13 protein-coding genes are annotated in these 14817 nt (G+C 67.4%); 8 read left to right on the top strand and 5 right to left on the bottom strand.

What is annotated here, in order from left to right:
• The first annotated feature begins 34 nt into the window (after window positions 1-34).
• From EJI01_RS24715 to EJI01_RS24705, 3 genes are read left to right on the top strand one after another with little or no spacing between them, the layout of a single operon-like run.
• Complete coding sequence (locus tag EJI01_RS24715; protein ID WP_126839771.1) at window positions 35-2221, top strand: ATP-dependent helicase; 2187 nt, start codon at window positions 35-37, stop codon at window positions 2219-2221.
• Complete coding sequence (locus EJI01_RS24710) at window positions 2218-2649, top strand: hypothetical protein (protein WP_260602667.1); 432 nt, start codon at window positions 2218-2220, stop codon at window positions 2647-2649. The genes EJI01_RS24715 and EJI01_RS24710 overlap by 4 nt, the downstream gene beginning before the upstream one ends.
• Window positions 2646-3806: a phospholipase A gene (locus EJI01_RS24705; RefSeq protein ID WP_126839770.1), complete on the top strand. Its 1161-nt coding sequence runs from the start codon at window positions 2646-2648 to the stop codon at window positions 3804-3806. The genes EJI01_RS24710 and EJI01_RS24705 overlap by 4 nt, the downstream gene beginning before the upstream one ends.
• Before the next feature lie 17 nt (window positions 3807-3823).
• On the opposite strand, the gene EJI01_RS24700 is transcribed toward EJI01_RS24705, so the two are convergent.
• Genes EJI01_RS24700 through araD form a run of 3 tightly spaced genes read right to left on the bottom strand, consistent with a single transcriptional unit; the run spans window position 3824 to window position 7322 of the window.
• Window positions 3824-4804, bottom strand: coding sequence for a Bug family tripartite tricarboxylate transporter substrate binding protein (locus tag EJI01_RS24700; RefSeq protein WP_126839769.1), 981 nt, complete (start codon window positions 4802-4804; stop codon window positions 3824-3826).
• Between the two features lie 39 nt (window positions 4805-4843).
• Window positions 4844-5554, bottom strand: a complete 711-nt coding sequence (locus EJI01_RS24695) for a ribonuclease activity regulator RraA (protein WP_126839768.1) — start codon at window positions 5552-5554, stop codon at window positions 4844-4846.
• Window positions 5555-5594: 40 nt separating this feature from the next.
• The gene (gene araD / locus EJI01_RS24690) at window positions 5595-7322 is read right to left on the bottom strand and encodes an L-arabinonate dehydratase (RefSeq protein ID WP_126839767.1); all 1728 of its coding nucleotides are present in this window, start codon (window positions 7320-7322) and stop codon (window positions 5595-5597) included.
• An 82-nt stretch (window positions 7323-7404) separates the two neighbouring features.
• Between araD and EJI01_RS24685 the strand changes: the two genes are divergently transcribed.
• Window positions 7405-8094, top strand: a complete 690-nt coding sequence (locus tag EJI01_RS24685) for a GntR family transcriptional regulator (protein ID WP_126839766.1) — start codon at window positions 7405-7407, stop codon at window positions 8092-8094.
• A gap of 87 nt (window positions 8095-8181) precedes the next feature.
• On the opposite strand, the gene EJI01_RS24680 is transcribed toward EJI01_RS24685, so the two are convergent.
• Window positions 8182-8523 (bottom strand): hypothetical protein, encoded by a 342-nt coding sequence (locus tag EJI01_RS24680; protein WP_126839765.1) that lies wholly within the window; start codon window positions 8521-8523, stop codon window positions 8182-8184.
• Between the two features lie 191 nt (window positions 8524-8714).
• Window positions 8715-9629 (bottom strand): protein NO VEIN domain-containing protein, encoded by a 915-nt coding sequence (locus EJI01_RS24675; protein WP_126839764.1) that lies wholly within the window; start codon window positions 9627-9629, stop codon window positions 8715-8717.
• A gap of 196 nt (window positions 9630-9825) precedes the next feature.
• Between EJI01_RS24675 and EJI01_RS24670 the strand changes: the two genes are divergently transcribed.
• The 4 genes from EJI01_RS24670 to EJI01_RS29110 form a co-directional block, all read left to right on the top strand.
• Window positions 9826-11376: an FAD-dependent oxidoreductase gene (locus tag EJI01_RS24670; RefSeq protein WP_126839763.1), complete on the top strand. Its 1551-nt coding sequence runs from the start codon at window positions 9826-9828 to the stop codon at window positions 11374-11376.
• A 2190-nt stretch (window positions 11377-13566) separates the two neighbouring features.
• Window positions 13567-13749: a hypothetical protein gene (locus tag EJI01_RS28890; RefSeq protein WP_185879045.1), complete on the top strand. Its 183-nt coding sequence runs from the start codon at window positions 13567-13569 to the stop codon at window positions 13747-13749.
• Window positions 13730-14641, top strand: a complete 912-nt coding sequence (locus EJI01_RS24660; protein WP_312846085.1) for a DUF6502 family protein — start codon at window positions 13730-13732, stop codon at window positions 14639-14641. Before EJI01_RS28890 ends, EJI01_RS24660 begins: the two co-directional genes overlap by 20 nt.
• On the top strand, window positions 14638-14817 hold a 180-nt coding region (locus EJI01_RS29110; protein ID WP_221885709.1), incomplete at its 3' end, for a hypothetical protein. The genes EJI01_RS24660 and EJI01_RS29110, both read left to right, overlap by 4 nt.

The following is a 14817-nucleotide window of genomic DNA, read 5'->3' as shown; positions in this document are numbered from 1 at the left end:
TGCCCGCTTTGCGCCTCCCCTCCCCTGCCCCCTCATGTCCTCCGGTCTCAACCTCGCGCAACAAGAAGCCGTCAACTACATGCACGGCCCCTGCCTCGTGCTTGCCGGTGCGGGTTCGGGCAAGACGCGCGTCATCACGCACAAGATCGCGCGGCTGATCCAGGCCGGCCTGGAGCCCAAGCGCATTGCCGCCATCACCTTCACCAACAAGGCCGCGTCCGAGATGCGCGAGCGCGCCAAGGGGCTGATCGGGCGCGATGCGAAGCACGTGGTGGTCTGCACCTTCCACGCATTGGGCGTGCGGATGATGCGGGAAGACGGCGCCGTGCTGGGCCTGAAGCCGGCCTTCAGCATCCTCGACAGCGACGACGTGACCAAGATCCTGAAGGACGCCGGCGGCACTACCGACGCCGCGACCGCGCGCATCTGGCAGTGGACCATCAGCAAGTGGAAGAACATGGGCCTGAACGCCGCGCAGGCCGAGGCCCAGGCTGCCGACGACAACGAGCGCATCACCGCGCGCATCATGGGTCGCTACGAAGAGCGGCTCGCTGCCTACCAGAGCGTGGATTTCGACGACCTGATCGGCATGCCGCTCAAGCTCCTGCAGCAGCATGACGAGGTGCGCGCCAAGTGGCAGGCCGCGCTGGGCCACGTGCTGGTCGACGAATACCAGGACACCAACGCCACGCAGTACGAGGTGCTGAAGGCGCTGGTCGGCGAGCGCGGCCGCTTCACCGCGGTGGGCGACGACGACCAGTCGATCTACGGCTGGCGCGGCGCGACGCTCGACAACCTGAAGAAATTGCCAATCGATTACCCGAGTCTCAAGGTCATCAAGCTCGAGCAGAACTACCGCAGCACCAGCGCGATCCTGCGCGCCGCCAACAACGTGATCGGGCCGAACCCCAAGCTCTTTCCGAAGACGCTGTTCAGCGAGCTCGGCGAGGGCGAGCCGGTGCGCGTGGTCGATGCCGACAGCGAGGCGCACGAGGCCGAGCGCACGGTGGCGCGCATCCAGAGCCTGCGCGGCGGCGACGCCACAACGCAAGGCCAGCAGTACAAGGAGTTCCGCGACTTTGCAATCCTCTACCGCGCCAACCACCAGGCCCGGGTGTTCGAGCAGGCCTTGCGCCGCGCGCAGATCCCGTACAAGGTTTCCGGCGGCCAGAGCTTCTTCGACCGCGCCGAGATCAAGGACCTGTGCGGCTGGTTCCGTCTCTGGGTCAACAACGACGACGACCCGGCCTTCCTGCGCGCCGTGACCACGCCCAAGCGCGGCATCGGCCACACCACGCTGGCCAGCCTCGGCACCTTCGCGAGCCGGTACAAGCTGAGCCTGTTCGAGGCCCTGTTCTCGCCCTCGCTGCCGAGCGTGATGCAAAAGCGCGCGCAGGAAGGGCTGCACGAGTTCGGCCGCTACATCAACGACCTCGAATACCGCGCGCGCCGCACCATGGGCGCCGAGGATGCGCGCAGCTTCCTGGCCGACTGGCTGAAAGAGATCGACTACGAGAAGCACCTCTACGACGGCGAGGACAGCGAGCAGGCCGCGGCCAGCCGCTGGACCAACGTGCTCGAGTTCTGCGACTGGATGGCGCAGCGCTGCGGCGGGCAGATCGACGATGCGAGCGGCGCCGGACCGCTCCAAGCCGCGAGAGCCCCCTCGGGGGGCAGCGAGGACACGCCAGTGCCGAGCGTGGGGGCACGCAGTTCCGGCGCCAACGTGGAGAGCGAACGCAAGAGCCTGCTCGAAGTGGCGCAGACCATTTCGCTGCTGTCCACCATCAGCGAGCGCGAGAAGGACCAGAACGTGGTCACGCTCTCCACGCTGCACGCGGCCAAGGGCCTCGAATGGCCGCACGTGATGCTGGTCGGCGTGACCGAGGGACTGCTGCCCTTCAAGCTCGACGACGACGGCGGCCGGCAGGAGAAGGTCAGCGACGACACGCTGCAGCGGCTGCAGGAAGAGCGCCGCCTGATGTACGTGGGCATCACGCGCGCGCAGCGCAGCCTGGCGGTGAGCTGGACCAAGCGGCGCAAGCAGGGCCGCGAGATGGTGCCGGCGCAGCCGAGCCGCTTCATCGCCGAGATGGCGCTCGACAAGAAGACCATCAAGGAAGACCCGCGCGAGAAACTCAAGGCACTGCGCGCCGAATTCGCGCGCAAGGTCCAGGACAACGCTGCCGCAGCGGCGGCCGCTGCGGCGGCAGCCCCATGAAGTGCAGTGTGCTGTTCCTCGCCCTGTGCATGGCCGCCGGCAGCGCGGCGGCCCAGCCTGCATGCCCCGCCAGCGGCCGCGAACTGCCGGTCGAGGCGCTCTACGGCCAATGGGAGGCGCGCTTCGAAGGCGTGCCGGGCATCGCGCGGCTGCAGCTCGCCAGGCATCCTGAATACGCCGGCGTGCGCGGCACCATCACGCGCGACGACGGCGCGGCAAGCCCCTCGGTCGCGCAGCTCGCGGGCGACATCGACGACGAGGGCCTGCTCAACATCGACGAATCGATGGACGGCCGTGCCATCAGCGGCGTCTGGCTCGGCGAGCTGCAGGCGGGATCCTGCGGCAAGGAGTTCAGAGGAACCTGGCGAAACGCCGCCGACGACAGCACACGTCCTTTTGTACTGAACAAGACGGGGAGTTGGCAATGACGAACACACATACCACCCTATTCGCCGCGCTCCTTGCCGGCCTCGGCAGCGCAGGCGCGCACGCGCAACCGGCACAGAACCCGCCGAGCCCGCTCGCCGACGCGCAGCTGACCTGGCAGCAGTGCCAGCGCCTTGCCGACAACAAGGAAGCGCGGCTGGCCTGCTTCGACCGCTGGGCGCAGCAGCAGACGCTGCCGGCCGTGTCGGTGCCTGTGGCACCGCCGGTGCTCGCCAACACCCAGCCGCCGGCGCCGGTGGACGCCGCGGTGCCCGCCACGCGCGTGGTCTCGGTCGCGACCGTGGATGGCTGCCGCGACAGCCAGTACTCCTTGCTCTCGCGCTTCTGGGAGCTCGAGAACGGCACCGACTGCGGCACCTTCAGCTTCCGCGGCTACCGGCCGCTCAATGTGTCCGCCACGGCGGCCACGAACAAGCCGCAGACGCCGACCTCGCCCGCCGCCGGCCACACCGGCGATTCCATCGCCTACCAGGCCAACGAGATGCGCATCGGCCTCTCGGTGCGGACCAAGCTGGCCCAGGGCATGCTGACGCAGAACGATCCGGTCAAGAAGGATTCGCTGTGGTTCGGCTACAGCCAGCAATCGACCTGGCAGCTCTTCAACGGTGCGATCTCGCGGCCCTTCCGAACCACCGACCACGAGCCGGAGCTGATGTACGTCTATCCGACCGACGTGCCACTGGCGGGCGGGTGGCGCTGGCGCTATGCGGGGCTCGGCCTGGTGCACCAGTCGAACGGCCAGAGCCTGCCCTATTCGCGCAGCTGGAACCGCGTCTACCTGATGGGCGGCATGGAGCTGGGCGACCGCTTCACCCTCACCGGCCGCGTGTGGCAGCGTCTGCATGAGGATGCTGCGAAAGACGACAACCCCGACATCTCCAACTACATCGGCCGCGCCGAGCTCACGGGCCGCTGGAACCTGAACCCCTACAACACGCTCGGGCTGACGGTGCGCAACAACCTGCGCGAGAGCGGACGCGGCTCGGTGCGGCTCGAATGGCTCAAGGACATCGGCAACTCGAGCAGGAGCAACCTGCGCTTCCACACGCAGCTGTTCCACGGCTACGGCGACACGCTGGTCGACTACAACCGCAAGCGCACCGTGCTGAGCATCGGGTTGAGCCTGGTCGATTTCTAGGGAGCCGCTGCTTCGGCTCAGTCTGCCGTCGCGCCGGACTTCTTCACCAGCTCGGCCCAGCGCGGGATCTCGCGCGCCATGTGCTCGCGCAGTTCTTCCGGCGTGCTGCCGACGATCTCCATCGCCAGCTGATCCGAGAGCCTGGCCTGCACGTCGGGCTGCTTCAGCGCCTTGACGATCTCGGCGTTGAGGCGCTGCACGATCGGCTTGGGCGTGCCCTTGGGCGCATACACCGCCTGCCACGACGACATCTCGAAGCCGGGAATGCCCGATTCGATCATGGTCGGCAGTTCGGGCACGAGCGCGATGCGCTTGCCGGTCGTCACGGCCAGCAGCTTGAGCTTGCCGCTCTTGACCAGCGGCAGCGCCGCCGTCACCTGGTCGAACATGAAGGGCACCAGCCCCGCCGCCACGTCGGTCATGGCCGGCGGCGTGCCCTTGTACGGCACGTGGGTGAGCTTCACGCCGATCAGGTCGGCGAACATCTCGCCGGCCAGGTGGGTGGAGGTGCCGGCGCCGGAGGAGGCGAAGCTGCGCTTGCTCTCGTCCTTCTTTAAGAGCGCCACCAGTTCGGCCACCGAATTCACGCCGAGCTGGCTGTTGACGATCAGCACGTTGGGCAGGCGCGCGACCAGCGAGACCGGCTCGAAGTCCTTCATCGGGTCGTAGGGCAGCTTCTTGTAGAGGCTGGCATTGATGGCGTGCGTGCTGATGGTGCCGCCGAAGAGGGTGTAGCCGTCGGGCGCGGCCTTCGCCACGTAGGCGGCGCCGATGCCGCCGGCCTGGCCGGGCTTGTTCTCGACCACCACCGACTGCTTGAGGCTTTCGCCCAGCTTCTGGGCCAGCGTGCGGCCGACGATGTCGGTGGAGCCGCCGGGCGTGAAGGGCACGACGTAGACGATGGGCTTGGCGGCCGGCCACTCGGGGGCCTGGGCCCAGGCGGCCACGGGGGCGAGCGCGGCCAGCAGCAGCGCCACGGCGCGGCGGGTGAAAAACATGGTTTGTCTCCTTGGATTCTCGAAAAAGAAAAATAGGACTCAGCGGCCCTTGGCCTGGCGCCAGGCCGCGAAATCGCTGCGGCTCTGTTCGTCGGTCGGCGGGTAGAGGCCGAGGATCGAGCGGCCTTCGAGCACCTTTTCCTGCACGAAGTCCTCGAAGGCCGTCATCTCGGTCGCCTCGGCGGCGATCTCTTCGGCCAGGTGGGCCGGAATGACGACCACGCCTTCGGCATCGCCCACGATCACGTCGCCGGGAAACACGGGCGCGTCGCCGCAGCCGATGGGCACGTTAATGTCGATGGCCTGGTGCACCGTGAGGTTGGTCGGCGCGCTCGGGCGGCAGTGGTAGGCCGGGAAGCCGAGCTTCGCGATCTCGGGGCTGTCGCGGAAGCCGCCGTCGGTCACCACGCCGGCGGTGCCGCGCTTCATCAGTCGCGTGACCAGGATGCCGCCGGCCGAGGCGGCGCGCGCGTCCTTGCGGCTGTCGATCACCAGCACGGCGCCTTCGGGGCACTGCTCCACCGCCTGGCGCTGCGGATGGTTGCGGTCGAGGAAGACGCTGATCGGGTTCAGGTCCTCGCGCGCCGGCATGTAGCGCAGCGTGAAGGCCTCGCCCACCATGTTGGGCAGGCCGGGATCGAGCGGCCGCACGTCCTGGATGAACTGGTTGCGCAGGCCGCGCTTGAACAGGGCCGTGCACAGGGTGGCGGTGCTCACCTTCATGAGCTGCTCGCGGGTGGCGGGATTCACGGGGGTCTCCGTTCTCGAAAGGTGGGGCTGAAAAGGCCGGTCAGAAGATGTCGGGCTCGGGCACCGGCTTGCCGAAGCCGGTTTCCAGGAAGTCGAAGTCGCAGCCTTCGTTGGCCTGCTTGATGTGGCGGCCGAACATCCAGCCATAGCCGCGCTCGTAGCGCGGCGGCGGCGGCGTCCACCGGGCCTTGCGTTGCGCGAGTTCCTCGTCGCTGATCTCGAGGTGGATGCGCCGCGCCGGCACATCCACGCTGATGCGGTCGCCGGTCTTCACCAGCGCCAGCGGGCCGCCGATGGCCGCCTCGGGCGAGCAGTGCAGCAGGCAGCCGCCGTAGCTGGTGCCGCTCATGCGTGCATCGGACAGGCGCAGCATGTCCTTGACGCCCTGCTTCAGCAGCTTGGTCGGGATCGGCAGCATTCCCCACTCCGGCATGCCGGCGCCGCGCGGGCCGGCGTTGCGCAGCACCAGGATGTCGTCGCCCGTCACGTCGAGGCCGGGGTCTTCCACCGCCTTCTTGAGGGCAGGGTAGTCGTCGAACACCAGCGCGCGGCCGCTGTGCTGCAAGAGGTGCGGCGCGCAGGCGCTGGGCTTGATCACCACGCCGTCGGGCGCCAGGTTGCCGCGCAGGACAGCCAGCGCGCCTTCGGCATAGATGGGGTTGGCGAGCGGCCGGATGACGTCGTCGTCGTAGACCTCGGCGCCTGCGATGTTCTCGCCGAGCGTGCGGCCGTTGACGGTGAGCGCCTCGGTCTGCAGGTGGCCGCGGATGCGCTCCAGCATCGCAGGCAGGCCGCCGGCGTAGAAGAAGTCCTCCATCAGGTAGGCGTCGCCGCTGGGCCGGATGTTGGCGATGACCGGCACCCGGCGGCTGAAGGCATCGAAGTCGTCCAGGCTCACCGCATGGCCGGCGCGGCGCGACATCGCGATCAGGTGCACGATGGCGTTGGTGCTGCAGCCCATGGCCATCGCGCAGGCGATGCCGTTCTCGAAACTGGCACGCGTGAGCAGCCTCGCGGGAGTGAGGTCTTCCCACACCATCTCGACGATGCGGCGGCCGCAGTCTGCGCTCATGCGGATGTGGTTGGCGTCGGCCGCGGGAATGCTGGAGGCTCCCGGCAGGCAGAGGCCAACCGCCTCGGCGATGCCCATCATGGTGGCGGCCGTGCCCATGGTCATGCAGGTGCCGTGGCTGCGGGCGATGCCGGCTTCCATCTCGCTCCAGGCCTGCTCGCCGAGGCGCCCGGCGCGGCGCTCGTCCCAGTACTTGAAGGCGTCGGAGCCCGAGCCCAGCACCTTGCCCTTCCAGTTGCCGCGCAGCATCGGGCCGGCCGGCAGGTAGATGAAGGGAATGCCCATGCTGAGCGCGCCCATCGTGAGGCCGGGCGTGGTCTTGTCGCAGCCGCCCATCAGCACCGCGCCGTCCACGGGGTGGCTGCGCAGCAGCTCTTCGGTTTCCATCGCGAGGAAGTTGCGGTAGAGCATGGTGGTGGGCTTGACCATGCTTTCCGACAGCGAAATGGCCGGCAGCTCCAGCGGGAAGCCGCCCGCCTGCAGCACGCCGCGCTTGACATCGTCCACCCGCTGCTTGAAATGCGAGTGGCACTGATTGGCATCGCTCCAGGTGTTGACGATGGCGATCACCGGCTTGCCCATCCAGTCGGCATAGCTGTAGCCCATCTGCAGCACGCGCGAGCGGTGGCCGAAGGAGCGGAAGTCGTCGGGTGCGAACCAGCGGGCGCTGCGCAGGGATTCGTAGAGGCGTTTCATCGGTTTGTCTCTGGGATCGCAGTCGCGTCGGCGGGATTAAAACACTAATATATTAGTACGTCAATGCCACAATCCAGCCCCGATGAGCCCCCTCCCGAAGATCCGACTCGACCGCACCCGCCTGGCCGCACCCCAGGTGCTGGAAAAGCTGCGCGACGCCATCCTGTCGCTGGAGCTGGCACCCGGCACCGTGCTGGCGCGGCAGGAACTGGCCAACCACTTCGGCGTGAGCCAGACGCCGGTGCGCGAGGCCCTGCTGCGCCTCAGCGAGGAAGGGCTGGTGGACGTGTTCCCGCAACACGCGACGCTGGTCAGCCGCATCGACATCGCGGCGGCACGCCAGGCGCATTTCCTGCGCCGCTCCATCGAGCTGGAGCTGGTGCACCAGCTCGCGCTGGAGGCGCCGCCGGGGCTCGTCGAGCAGATGAAGGCCACCATCGCGCAGCAGGCGGCGCTGGCAACGGCACAGCGCTACGGCGACTTCGTCGGCGCCGACCGCGCCTTCCATCGCCTGATGTACGAAGCCGGCGGCGTGCCCGACCTGTGGGAGCTGGTGGGCCGCGTCTCGGGCCACGTGGACAGGCTGCGCCGCCTGCACCTGCCCAGCGCCGGCAAGACCGAGGCGATCCTGCGCGACCACCGCGCCATCGTGCGCGCCATCGACGCCAAGGACCCGGCCGCCGCCCAGGCGGCGCTGCGCAAGCACCTGTCGGGCACGCTCAGCGCGGTGGACGAGATCTGCCGGCAGTACCCGGGCTATGTCGCGGCCTGAGCGGGACGCCTGAAGGCCGCAGACGCGTTACCTGCCGCCGATCGACTTCAGGGCGCCGCGGCTCGCCCGCGTCAGCGGCGCGCGCCGTCACGGCGCGGGTGGTGATCGGGGCAGGTACTCGGCCGCGTGCTCTTGCAGCCCCACCAGCCAGTAGCGCGCGTCCGTTGCATCGCCGTGATAGGCGGCAGGCAGCCATGCGCCCCATCTGCCGTACTCGGCTTGCAGTTCATCGAGCGGCGGACATGTCACGTCGCCGGCTCGCTCCTCGAGCGCTCGTGCCAGCACCGGCCGCCAAGTGGTGGGCAATTCGATGGCGGGCAGATAGGTCGCCGCCATCCTTGCGGCTGTGCGCGGCAGGTGCTCGGCCTCGGCGCGAAGCACACGCAGCACGGCGAACTCGTGCAGGGTTGGGGGTCTGGGCGAACTCATGGGCGTTTTCCGTCCGGGTCGAGACACGAGCCCGGCCGACGATCAATGGAACTTACGGACTGTACGCAACGTAGAGGGTCCGCGCGAGGCGGCAAGCAGATTCCGAACACCCGAAGCAACCCGCGCAGTTTGTTCTCCAGATCGGAGGGTTCGTCAACCTTAGCGCCTTCCGCGATCGATGTCAGTGCCCTCTATTCAAGCAGCGGTTCCAGCCCGGGTGCGTTGTCGATCTCGGAGGGCTTGTAGAGCTTGTGCTGCGCCGCGGGGCCGAAGGCGTCCGTGACCACCGCAAGGCGCCAGGGGTCTCCCCGCTTCGCGCATGCCCGCTCCTCCCCCGTGAGTTGAAACCCGGTCATTCCAGCCGCAGTACCCTTCACCGCGAGCTTGAGCAGTATGGCGCCCTTCTTGTCCGACACCTCGATGTCGTAGCCGAGCTTTTGGCCGGCCACGTTCTCGGCTTTGTACCCGTAGCCCGCGAAGTGACGCGTCAGGTAGTCCATCGCAGCCGCTTGGACCTCTTCTCGGGATGCCTGACCCGACGGGCCTTGCGGCGCAGCAGGCGGAACGCCGCCCCGCGCCCGTGCGGCTTGCATGTCTTCTTCGGTCGGCAGCCATCCGCGCGGGCCTCGAACCAGAACCGCCAGTCTTTGATCGGCATCCCACGCAGCGACATGCCATTCTTCGTCGTCCGGGACGCGTGTCGAGACCTTGGCGGCCCGGTTGTTTTCCAGATCGAGGATGGGTACCCGGTTCGTCTGCAGTACCGCCCGGAACCCCCGGGCTGCGTCCAGCGAGCGCTTGAGCAATTCGAGTCTGTCCTTGGCTCGCTGAACTTGGAGAGCGGTGCGCTCTCCGCCGCCGATCCGATGCTGCGTATCCAGAGACTCGAGATAGAACCACCGCCCGCCAGTCCCGATCCGCACGAACTCTGCCCAGATGGTGGCGATGACGATGTCGCCCGTCGCCAGCCAGGCGTACTCGGACGCCTTCTGGCGTGCATCGAACACACCCATCTTGGCGATGATGTCGACGGGCGTGCGCTTCTCGCCCAACAGGCGCTTTTCGTTGATGACCGCAAGGACTGCGGGGTCGACTTCTTTGTCCATTCAGTGGGATGCAGGCGTTGTGACCTGTTCGAGTATGCCTGCCTGAAAGCGCGCGGCGTCTGCGCCAGGGCATGTTGGACCCTACTGACTCCGGGTCGAGCCATTTCCTCACATCGCCCCATCGTCTCGACGCGCTTGATTTGGCTGGGTTTCTCCGGCGTTGGAGGCCGGCTCGAATGCTCACTGCGAGGACGCCATGCCCAGCGATTCAGGCGCGACCCGTTCGTTCTGGATGGAAGTCTCCGTTCCAGACTTTTCACCGCTCGCTGCGAACTCCACGACGGATGTTTGCATCATCGGCGCCGGCATCGCAGGGTTGAGCACCGCCTATCAGTTGCTGCTGGAAGGCCGGAAAGTGCTTGTGCTCGACGACGGCCCCGTCGGCAGCGGCGAGACCGGCCGTACGACCTCGCATCTGTCGAATGCGTTCGACGATCGCTACCACCGCATCGAGAGCCAGCACGGCGAGGAAGTCAGCTTTCTGGTGGCACATAGCCATACGGCCGCCATCGACCGCATTGAAACAATCGCCCGCGGCGAAGGCATCGAGTGCGACTTCCGCCGCGTCGACGGCTATCTCTTCTCTCCGCCGGATGCGCCGCAGGACGAACTCGAAAAAGAACTGAATGCTGCGCGTCGAGCCGGCTTGACCGGCGTGACCCGGATCGACGCTCCACCTGGATCCACTCAACCCCTGGGACCTGCGTTGCTGTTTCCGCGCCAAGGGCAGATCCACCCGCTCGCCTATCTCGGCGGCTTGGCGCAGCGCATCGTCGCGCTGGGCGGCCGCATCCATTGCGGCACCCACGTGGTCGAGGTCGAGGACGGCCATCCGACGCGCGTGAAGACCCAGGAGGGACAGGTGGTCAGTGCCGCGGCCACCGTGGTCGCCACGAACACGCCGATCAACAATCGGTTCGTCATCCACACGAAGCAGGCGGCGTATCGCACGTTCGTGGTCGCCCTGCGCGTCAAAAAGGACTCCGTGCCGTGGGCGCAGTGGTGGGACACGCTGGACCCCTACCACTACGTTCGCATTGCCGGCCGTCTGGACGACATGCACGATCTCTTGATCGTCGGCGGCGAGGACCACAAGACGGGGCAGAAGGACGACGCCGAGACACGCTTCGAGCGGCTCGCGGCGTGGGCACACGCGCGCTTCCCGGCGCTCGGACAGCCTCTTTATCGCTGGTCCGGCCAAGTGATGGAGCCGATCGACGGCCTCGCCTTCATCGGCCGCAATCCGGGCGACGATCACGTTTTCATCGTCACCGGCGACTCCGGAAATGGCATGACCCACGGAACGATCGCCGGCATGCTGCTGACGGACCTGATTCTCGATCGCGAAAACCCATGGGCGAAGGCCTATCACCCGTCGCGCAAGTCGCTCAAGGCCGCGGGCGAGTTCGCCAAGGAGAATGCCAACGTGGCTGCCCGGTACAAGGACTGGCTGACAACGGGCGACGTCAGCAACATTCGCGAGATTGCGCCTGGCGATGGCGCCGTCGTTCGCCATCACCTGCACAAGATCGCCGTCTACCGCGATCCGCACGGGGTAGCTCACGCCTTCGATGCGGCATGTCCCCACTTGGGCTGCATCGTCGAGTGGAACAGCATCGAGAAGTCGTGGGACTGCCCCTGCCATGGATCCCGATTCGACATGCAGGGCCGCGTGATCAACGGTCCCGCCGCTATCGGATTGAGTGCTGCCGAGCTACCAGCCGAGAAAGCCGACCACCGCAGTTGACCGAACTTCCACCTGGCCGCCGGCTTATCTGCCTGGGCCACCGCCACCGACTCCTGCGCCGACTCCGGCGCCAACGCCGGCGCCGACTCCTGCGCCCACTCCGGCCCCAACTCCTGCGCCAACGCCGGCACCTGCACCCGGACCACCACCGCCTCCTGCACCGGCGCCCACGCCCGCACCCGCACCCGCACCCGCACCCGCACCCGCGCCCGCGCCCGGACCACCACCAGCACCAGCACCAGCACCAGCACCAGCACCAGCGCCAGCACCCGCGCCTCCGCCTCCGCCTCCGCCGGCGCCCGCGCCTGGACCACCACCGGCTCCAGCACCCGCACCTCCGCCTGGACCACCACCCGCGCCCGCACCGGCACCCGCGCCTGAACCACCACCGGCCCCTGCACCGGCACCCGCACCTGAACCACCTCCGGCCCCTGCACCCGCACCCGCACCGGCGCCGGCGCCAGCAGAACCGGAGTCCCCTGAGGCGCCATCCCCGGCGCTGCCCCTGGCAGGGTCAGCCCTGGCCATTCTTCCGACAGCACCCGAGCTGGCCGCGCCAGAAAAGCCAGTCATCCCTGACAGCGAGCCCGAACCGCCGACTTGAGGTGATCGCGCAAGCTGACTCGATTGCCTGGCGTTGAAGCAAGGCGCCTCCCCGAAGGGGTTGTACCGGTCGCAGGCGGCCGCGCTTCTCGTTGCCACAGGAGGGGCGGCGGCTTGAAACTCCGTGGCCGAGCGCACTGCGGAACGCGCATCGCTGGCGCCCGGGCGCGCATCAACGGTAGCTGGCGTCGCCAAGGCAAGAGGCGGAGCGGCAGGCGCGTCGGCCTTGCTTTCGAACGTGTTCGTCCCGGCAGTTCTGGGCGCCGGCAGCACCTGCACACTTGGCCTTGGCGCTGATGCGGCACGCGCTGTTCCCGACGGAACTCGAATTGTCGTCACCGTCGTTCGGGGCGGCTGGGGAACGGGGTCGTCTTGGGCGACCGAGTCAGCCGGTGCGGCCTGGGAAGGCAGGCCTGATGGCGTCTGCGGCGATGGTGGCTGCTTTGCGTCTTCCGTTGCCGGCGTGGCCGATTGAGTGATCACCACTGGGGGGTCCGTAGGCGCCGTCGGCGGCGGCGGATCGGCGGCCGCGGCCTGACCCACAGACGCTGCGGGCGGCGGCGGAATAGTTTTCACCGCATGGTTCTCCGATGGGGCGGAAGGCGGCGCCGAGGCTGCCGCCGATGGTTCCACCGGCACGGCGGCCGGCGGCGGAACCGCGGCTTTCGTTCGTTCCGCAGGCAGGCTCGCCGATTGCCAAAGGGACGAGGCGGCGCTCGAGAGCGGCGGGCTGCGTGTCGCGGAGCGCCCCAGGTACCAGAAGACGAAAGCCCCATGCAAGAGCGCCAGCACGATCAACAGCCAGACGATGGAGACGTCGACGCCGTGCGGCACCGGGACAAAGCCGATGCGTCTCGGGGATCGATAGCTGTTCTGCTCGCGCGCAGCCGCGTTCAATGACACCGCAGAGGGCGCAGCGGTATGCATCCAGCGCGGCTCGCTGACGGTGGTGTCGAACGTCGTCGTGCCCGAGCGGACGCCCGAAAACTTACCGGCACAGCCACAGCAATATCTGGCGCGGTCCCTGTTGGGCGTATGACACGACTCGCAAAACTTCGTCATACCGGCGAGCGAACGGCCCACGACACAGACGCAACGCGGCAGTACCGTTCCGCTTTGGCCTGGGCGAGGCTTCGCCACGATCGCTGCTCTGCGACTGCTCGCCTGGCGAATATCAGCAACTCGGTGTCGGCGGGGCCGGAACCTGCGCCGTCGATCTGTTTTCGGAAGGCGCAAACGATGCGATCCTGGGCCGCCTTCCGGAGGCGCTTCGCCGCAGCCCAAGCCCGATAGGCGTCCCTTTCGCTGCGGATGGCCGACCGCTGAGCCGGCCCTCCACGGCGCAAGGCGATGAGACGATGCCTTTTCTTGGCGGCAGGGCTCCTTCTGCGTGTGACTTTTGACATCCTTTTCTCCATTGCGACGGGCGCACCATGGGAAGTGTTCACAGTTGTAGTGCTCTTGTCTTATAGTGAACAGCGCCTGGCTGTAAGACGGCGACTGAAGTCGCTGTCCCGCTCGTAAAGAGACGTTCACCCACTTGCTTTCACCGTCGGGAGGCTCGACGTGTCGCACAGAACATTGCCCGTGCTGATCGAGATCAGGCTGCGCTGGTCGGAAAAGGTCCGTCCGGAACAGCGTCACGGATCCCACGGCGGCTTGTGGATTCCGGCTACGCCGCACAGCAGGGACCAGCTTGCGCACGCTGTAGAGTTGGGCAACAGAATCCATGGCGAGGGAACGCACTGGATTGAAGAACGCCAGGCTTGATCAGGGCACCTTTTTGTTGAGCGACAAACCAGCGAAAACGACCGAAGAAGGTCGGGTCTCTTGGACCCTGACCGCCTGCGCCCGCGTCATGCGTCCGTTGGTCAAACTCGCGCTGGCCTTCGGCGTCAAGCATGCGCAGCTGGAGGCCTTGCTGCGCGACCTCTTGCTCGATGAAGCGCGCCGCGCATGGATCGAAAGCAAAGGCAGCGAGCCGAACATCAGCCAGCTGTCGGTGACCACGGGCTTGAACCGCAAGGCCGTGACCGCCAAGGTGCGCGAGCCCGAAGATCCCCTGCCGCACACCGAGATGTCGGCTGCCTCCAAAACCCTGACCTTGTGGATGCAGATGTTCGCCGACAATCCGGCGCGCCGATCGCTGCCCATCGTCGCGGAAGATGATGCACCCTCCTTCGAGGCCGTCGCCCGGCATGCCAGCCGCGGCAACGTCCACCACCGCGCCGTTCTCGACGAACTGGTGCGTCTGAACATGGCGGTCGAGCACGGAGGGCGCGTCGAGCTCAACGCCACCGCTTTCGTCCCGGCGAAGGACCTGAAATCGATGCTCGCCTTTATTGGCGACAACACGCGCGATCACCTGCTCGCGGCCGTGACCAATACGCTCGGCGCAGAACCGCCACTGCTGGAGCGATCCGTCTTTGCAGGAGGGATTTCGCTCGATGATTGCGAACGCATCCATCAGTTCGTGCGGGAGCGCTGGAGCGAGCTGCATTACCAGCTGACGAAGGAAATGACGCGCGCCTACGACGAGGCCGAGGAATCAGCCTCGGGCCGCATCCGCGTCGGCATCTACACCTACTACGAAAACGGTGCGAGCGAGTACGCTAGAGAACTGCCCACCGCTCCCTCCAAACGATCGAGACGAAAAGCATGACGAGCACTTGGCTGCGCAACGGCTTTCTGGCACTGCTTGTCGGGCTGCTGCTTTCTTGCGGTGGCGGTGGTGGCGGAGGCGGCGCGGGCTCCGCAGGGTTCGGCGGTGGCTCGGTCGCCGGCGGCGAGAGCAGTCCCGTTGGCGGTGCGAGCGACGGCCAGGGCGGCGGCACTTCG

Source organism: Variovorax sp. MHTC-1, assembly GCF_003984645.1.
Lineage (GTDB): Bacteria > Pseudomonadota > Gammaproteobacteria > Burkholderiales > Burkholderiaceae_C > Variovorax.
This window is presented reverse-complemented; position numbering and strand designations above follow the sequence as displayed.

Bases quoted from the DNA above. Each gene is read 5' to 3' on its own strand.
- EJI01_RS24715 (WP_126839771.1), top strand. From the start codon at position 35: ATGTCCTCCGGTCTCAACCTCGCGCAACAAGAAGCCGTCAACTACATG.
- EJI01_RS24710 (WP_260602667.1), top strand. From the start codon at position 2,218: ATGAAGTGCAGTGTGCTGTTCCTCGCCCTGTGCATGGCCGCCGGCAGC.
- EJI01_RS24705 (WP_126839770.1), top strand. From the start codon at position 2,646: ATGACGAACACACATACCACCCTATTCGCCGCGCTCCTTGCCGGCCTC.
- EJI01_RS24700 (WP_126839769.1), bottom strand. From the start codon at position 4,804: ATGTTTTTCACCCGCCGCGCCGTGGCGCTGCTGCTGGCCGCGCTCGCC.
- araD (WP_126839767.1), bottom strand. From the start codon at position 7,322: ATGAAACGCCTCTACGAATCCCTGCGCAGCGCCCGCTGGTTCGCACCC.
- EJI01_RS24685 (WP_126839766.1), top strand. From the start codon at position 7,405: ATGAGCCCCCTCCCGAAGATCCGACTCGACCGCACCCGCCTGGCCGCA.
- EJI01_RS24680 (WP_126839765.1), bottom strand. From the start codon at position 8,523: ATGAGTTCGCCCAGACCCCCAACCCTGCACGAGTTCGCCGTGCTGCGT.
- EJI01_RS24675 (WP_126839764.1), bottom strand. From the start codon at position 9,629: ATGGACAAAGAAGTCGACCCCGCAGTCCTTGCGGTCATCAACGAAAAG.
- EJI01_RS24670 (WP_126839763.1), top strand. From the start codon at position 9,826: ATGCCCAGCGATTCAGGCGCGACCCGTTCGTTCTGGATGGAAGTCTCC.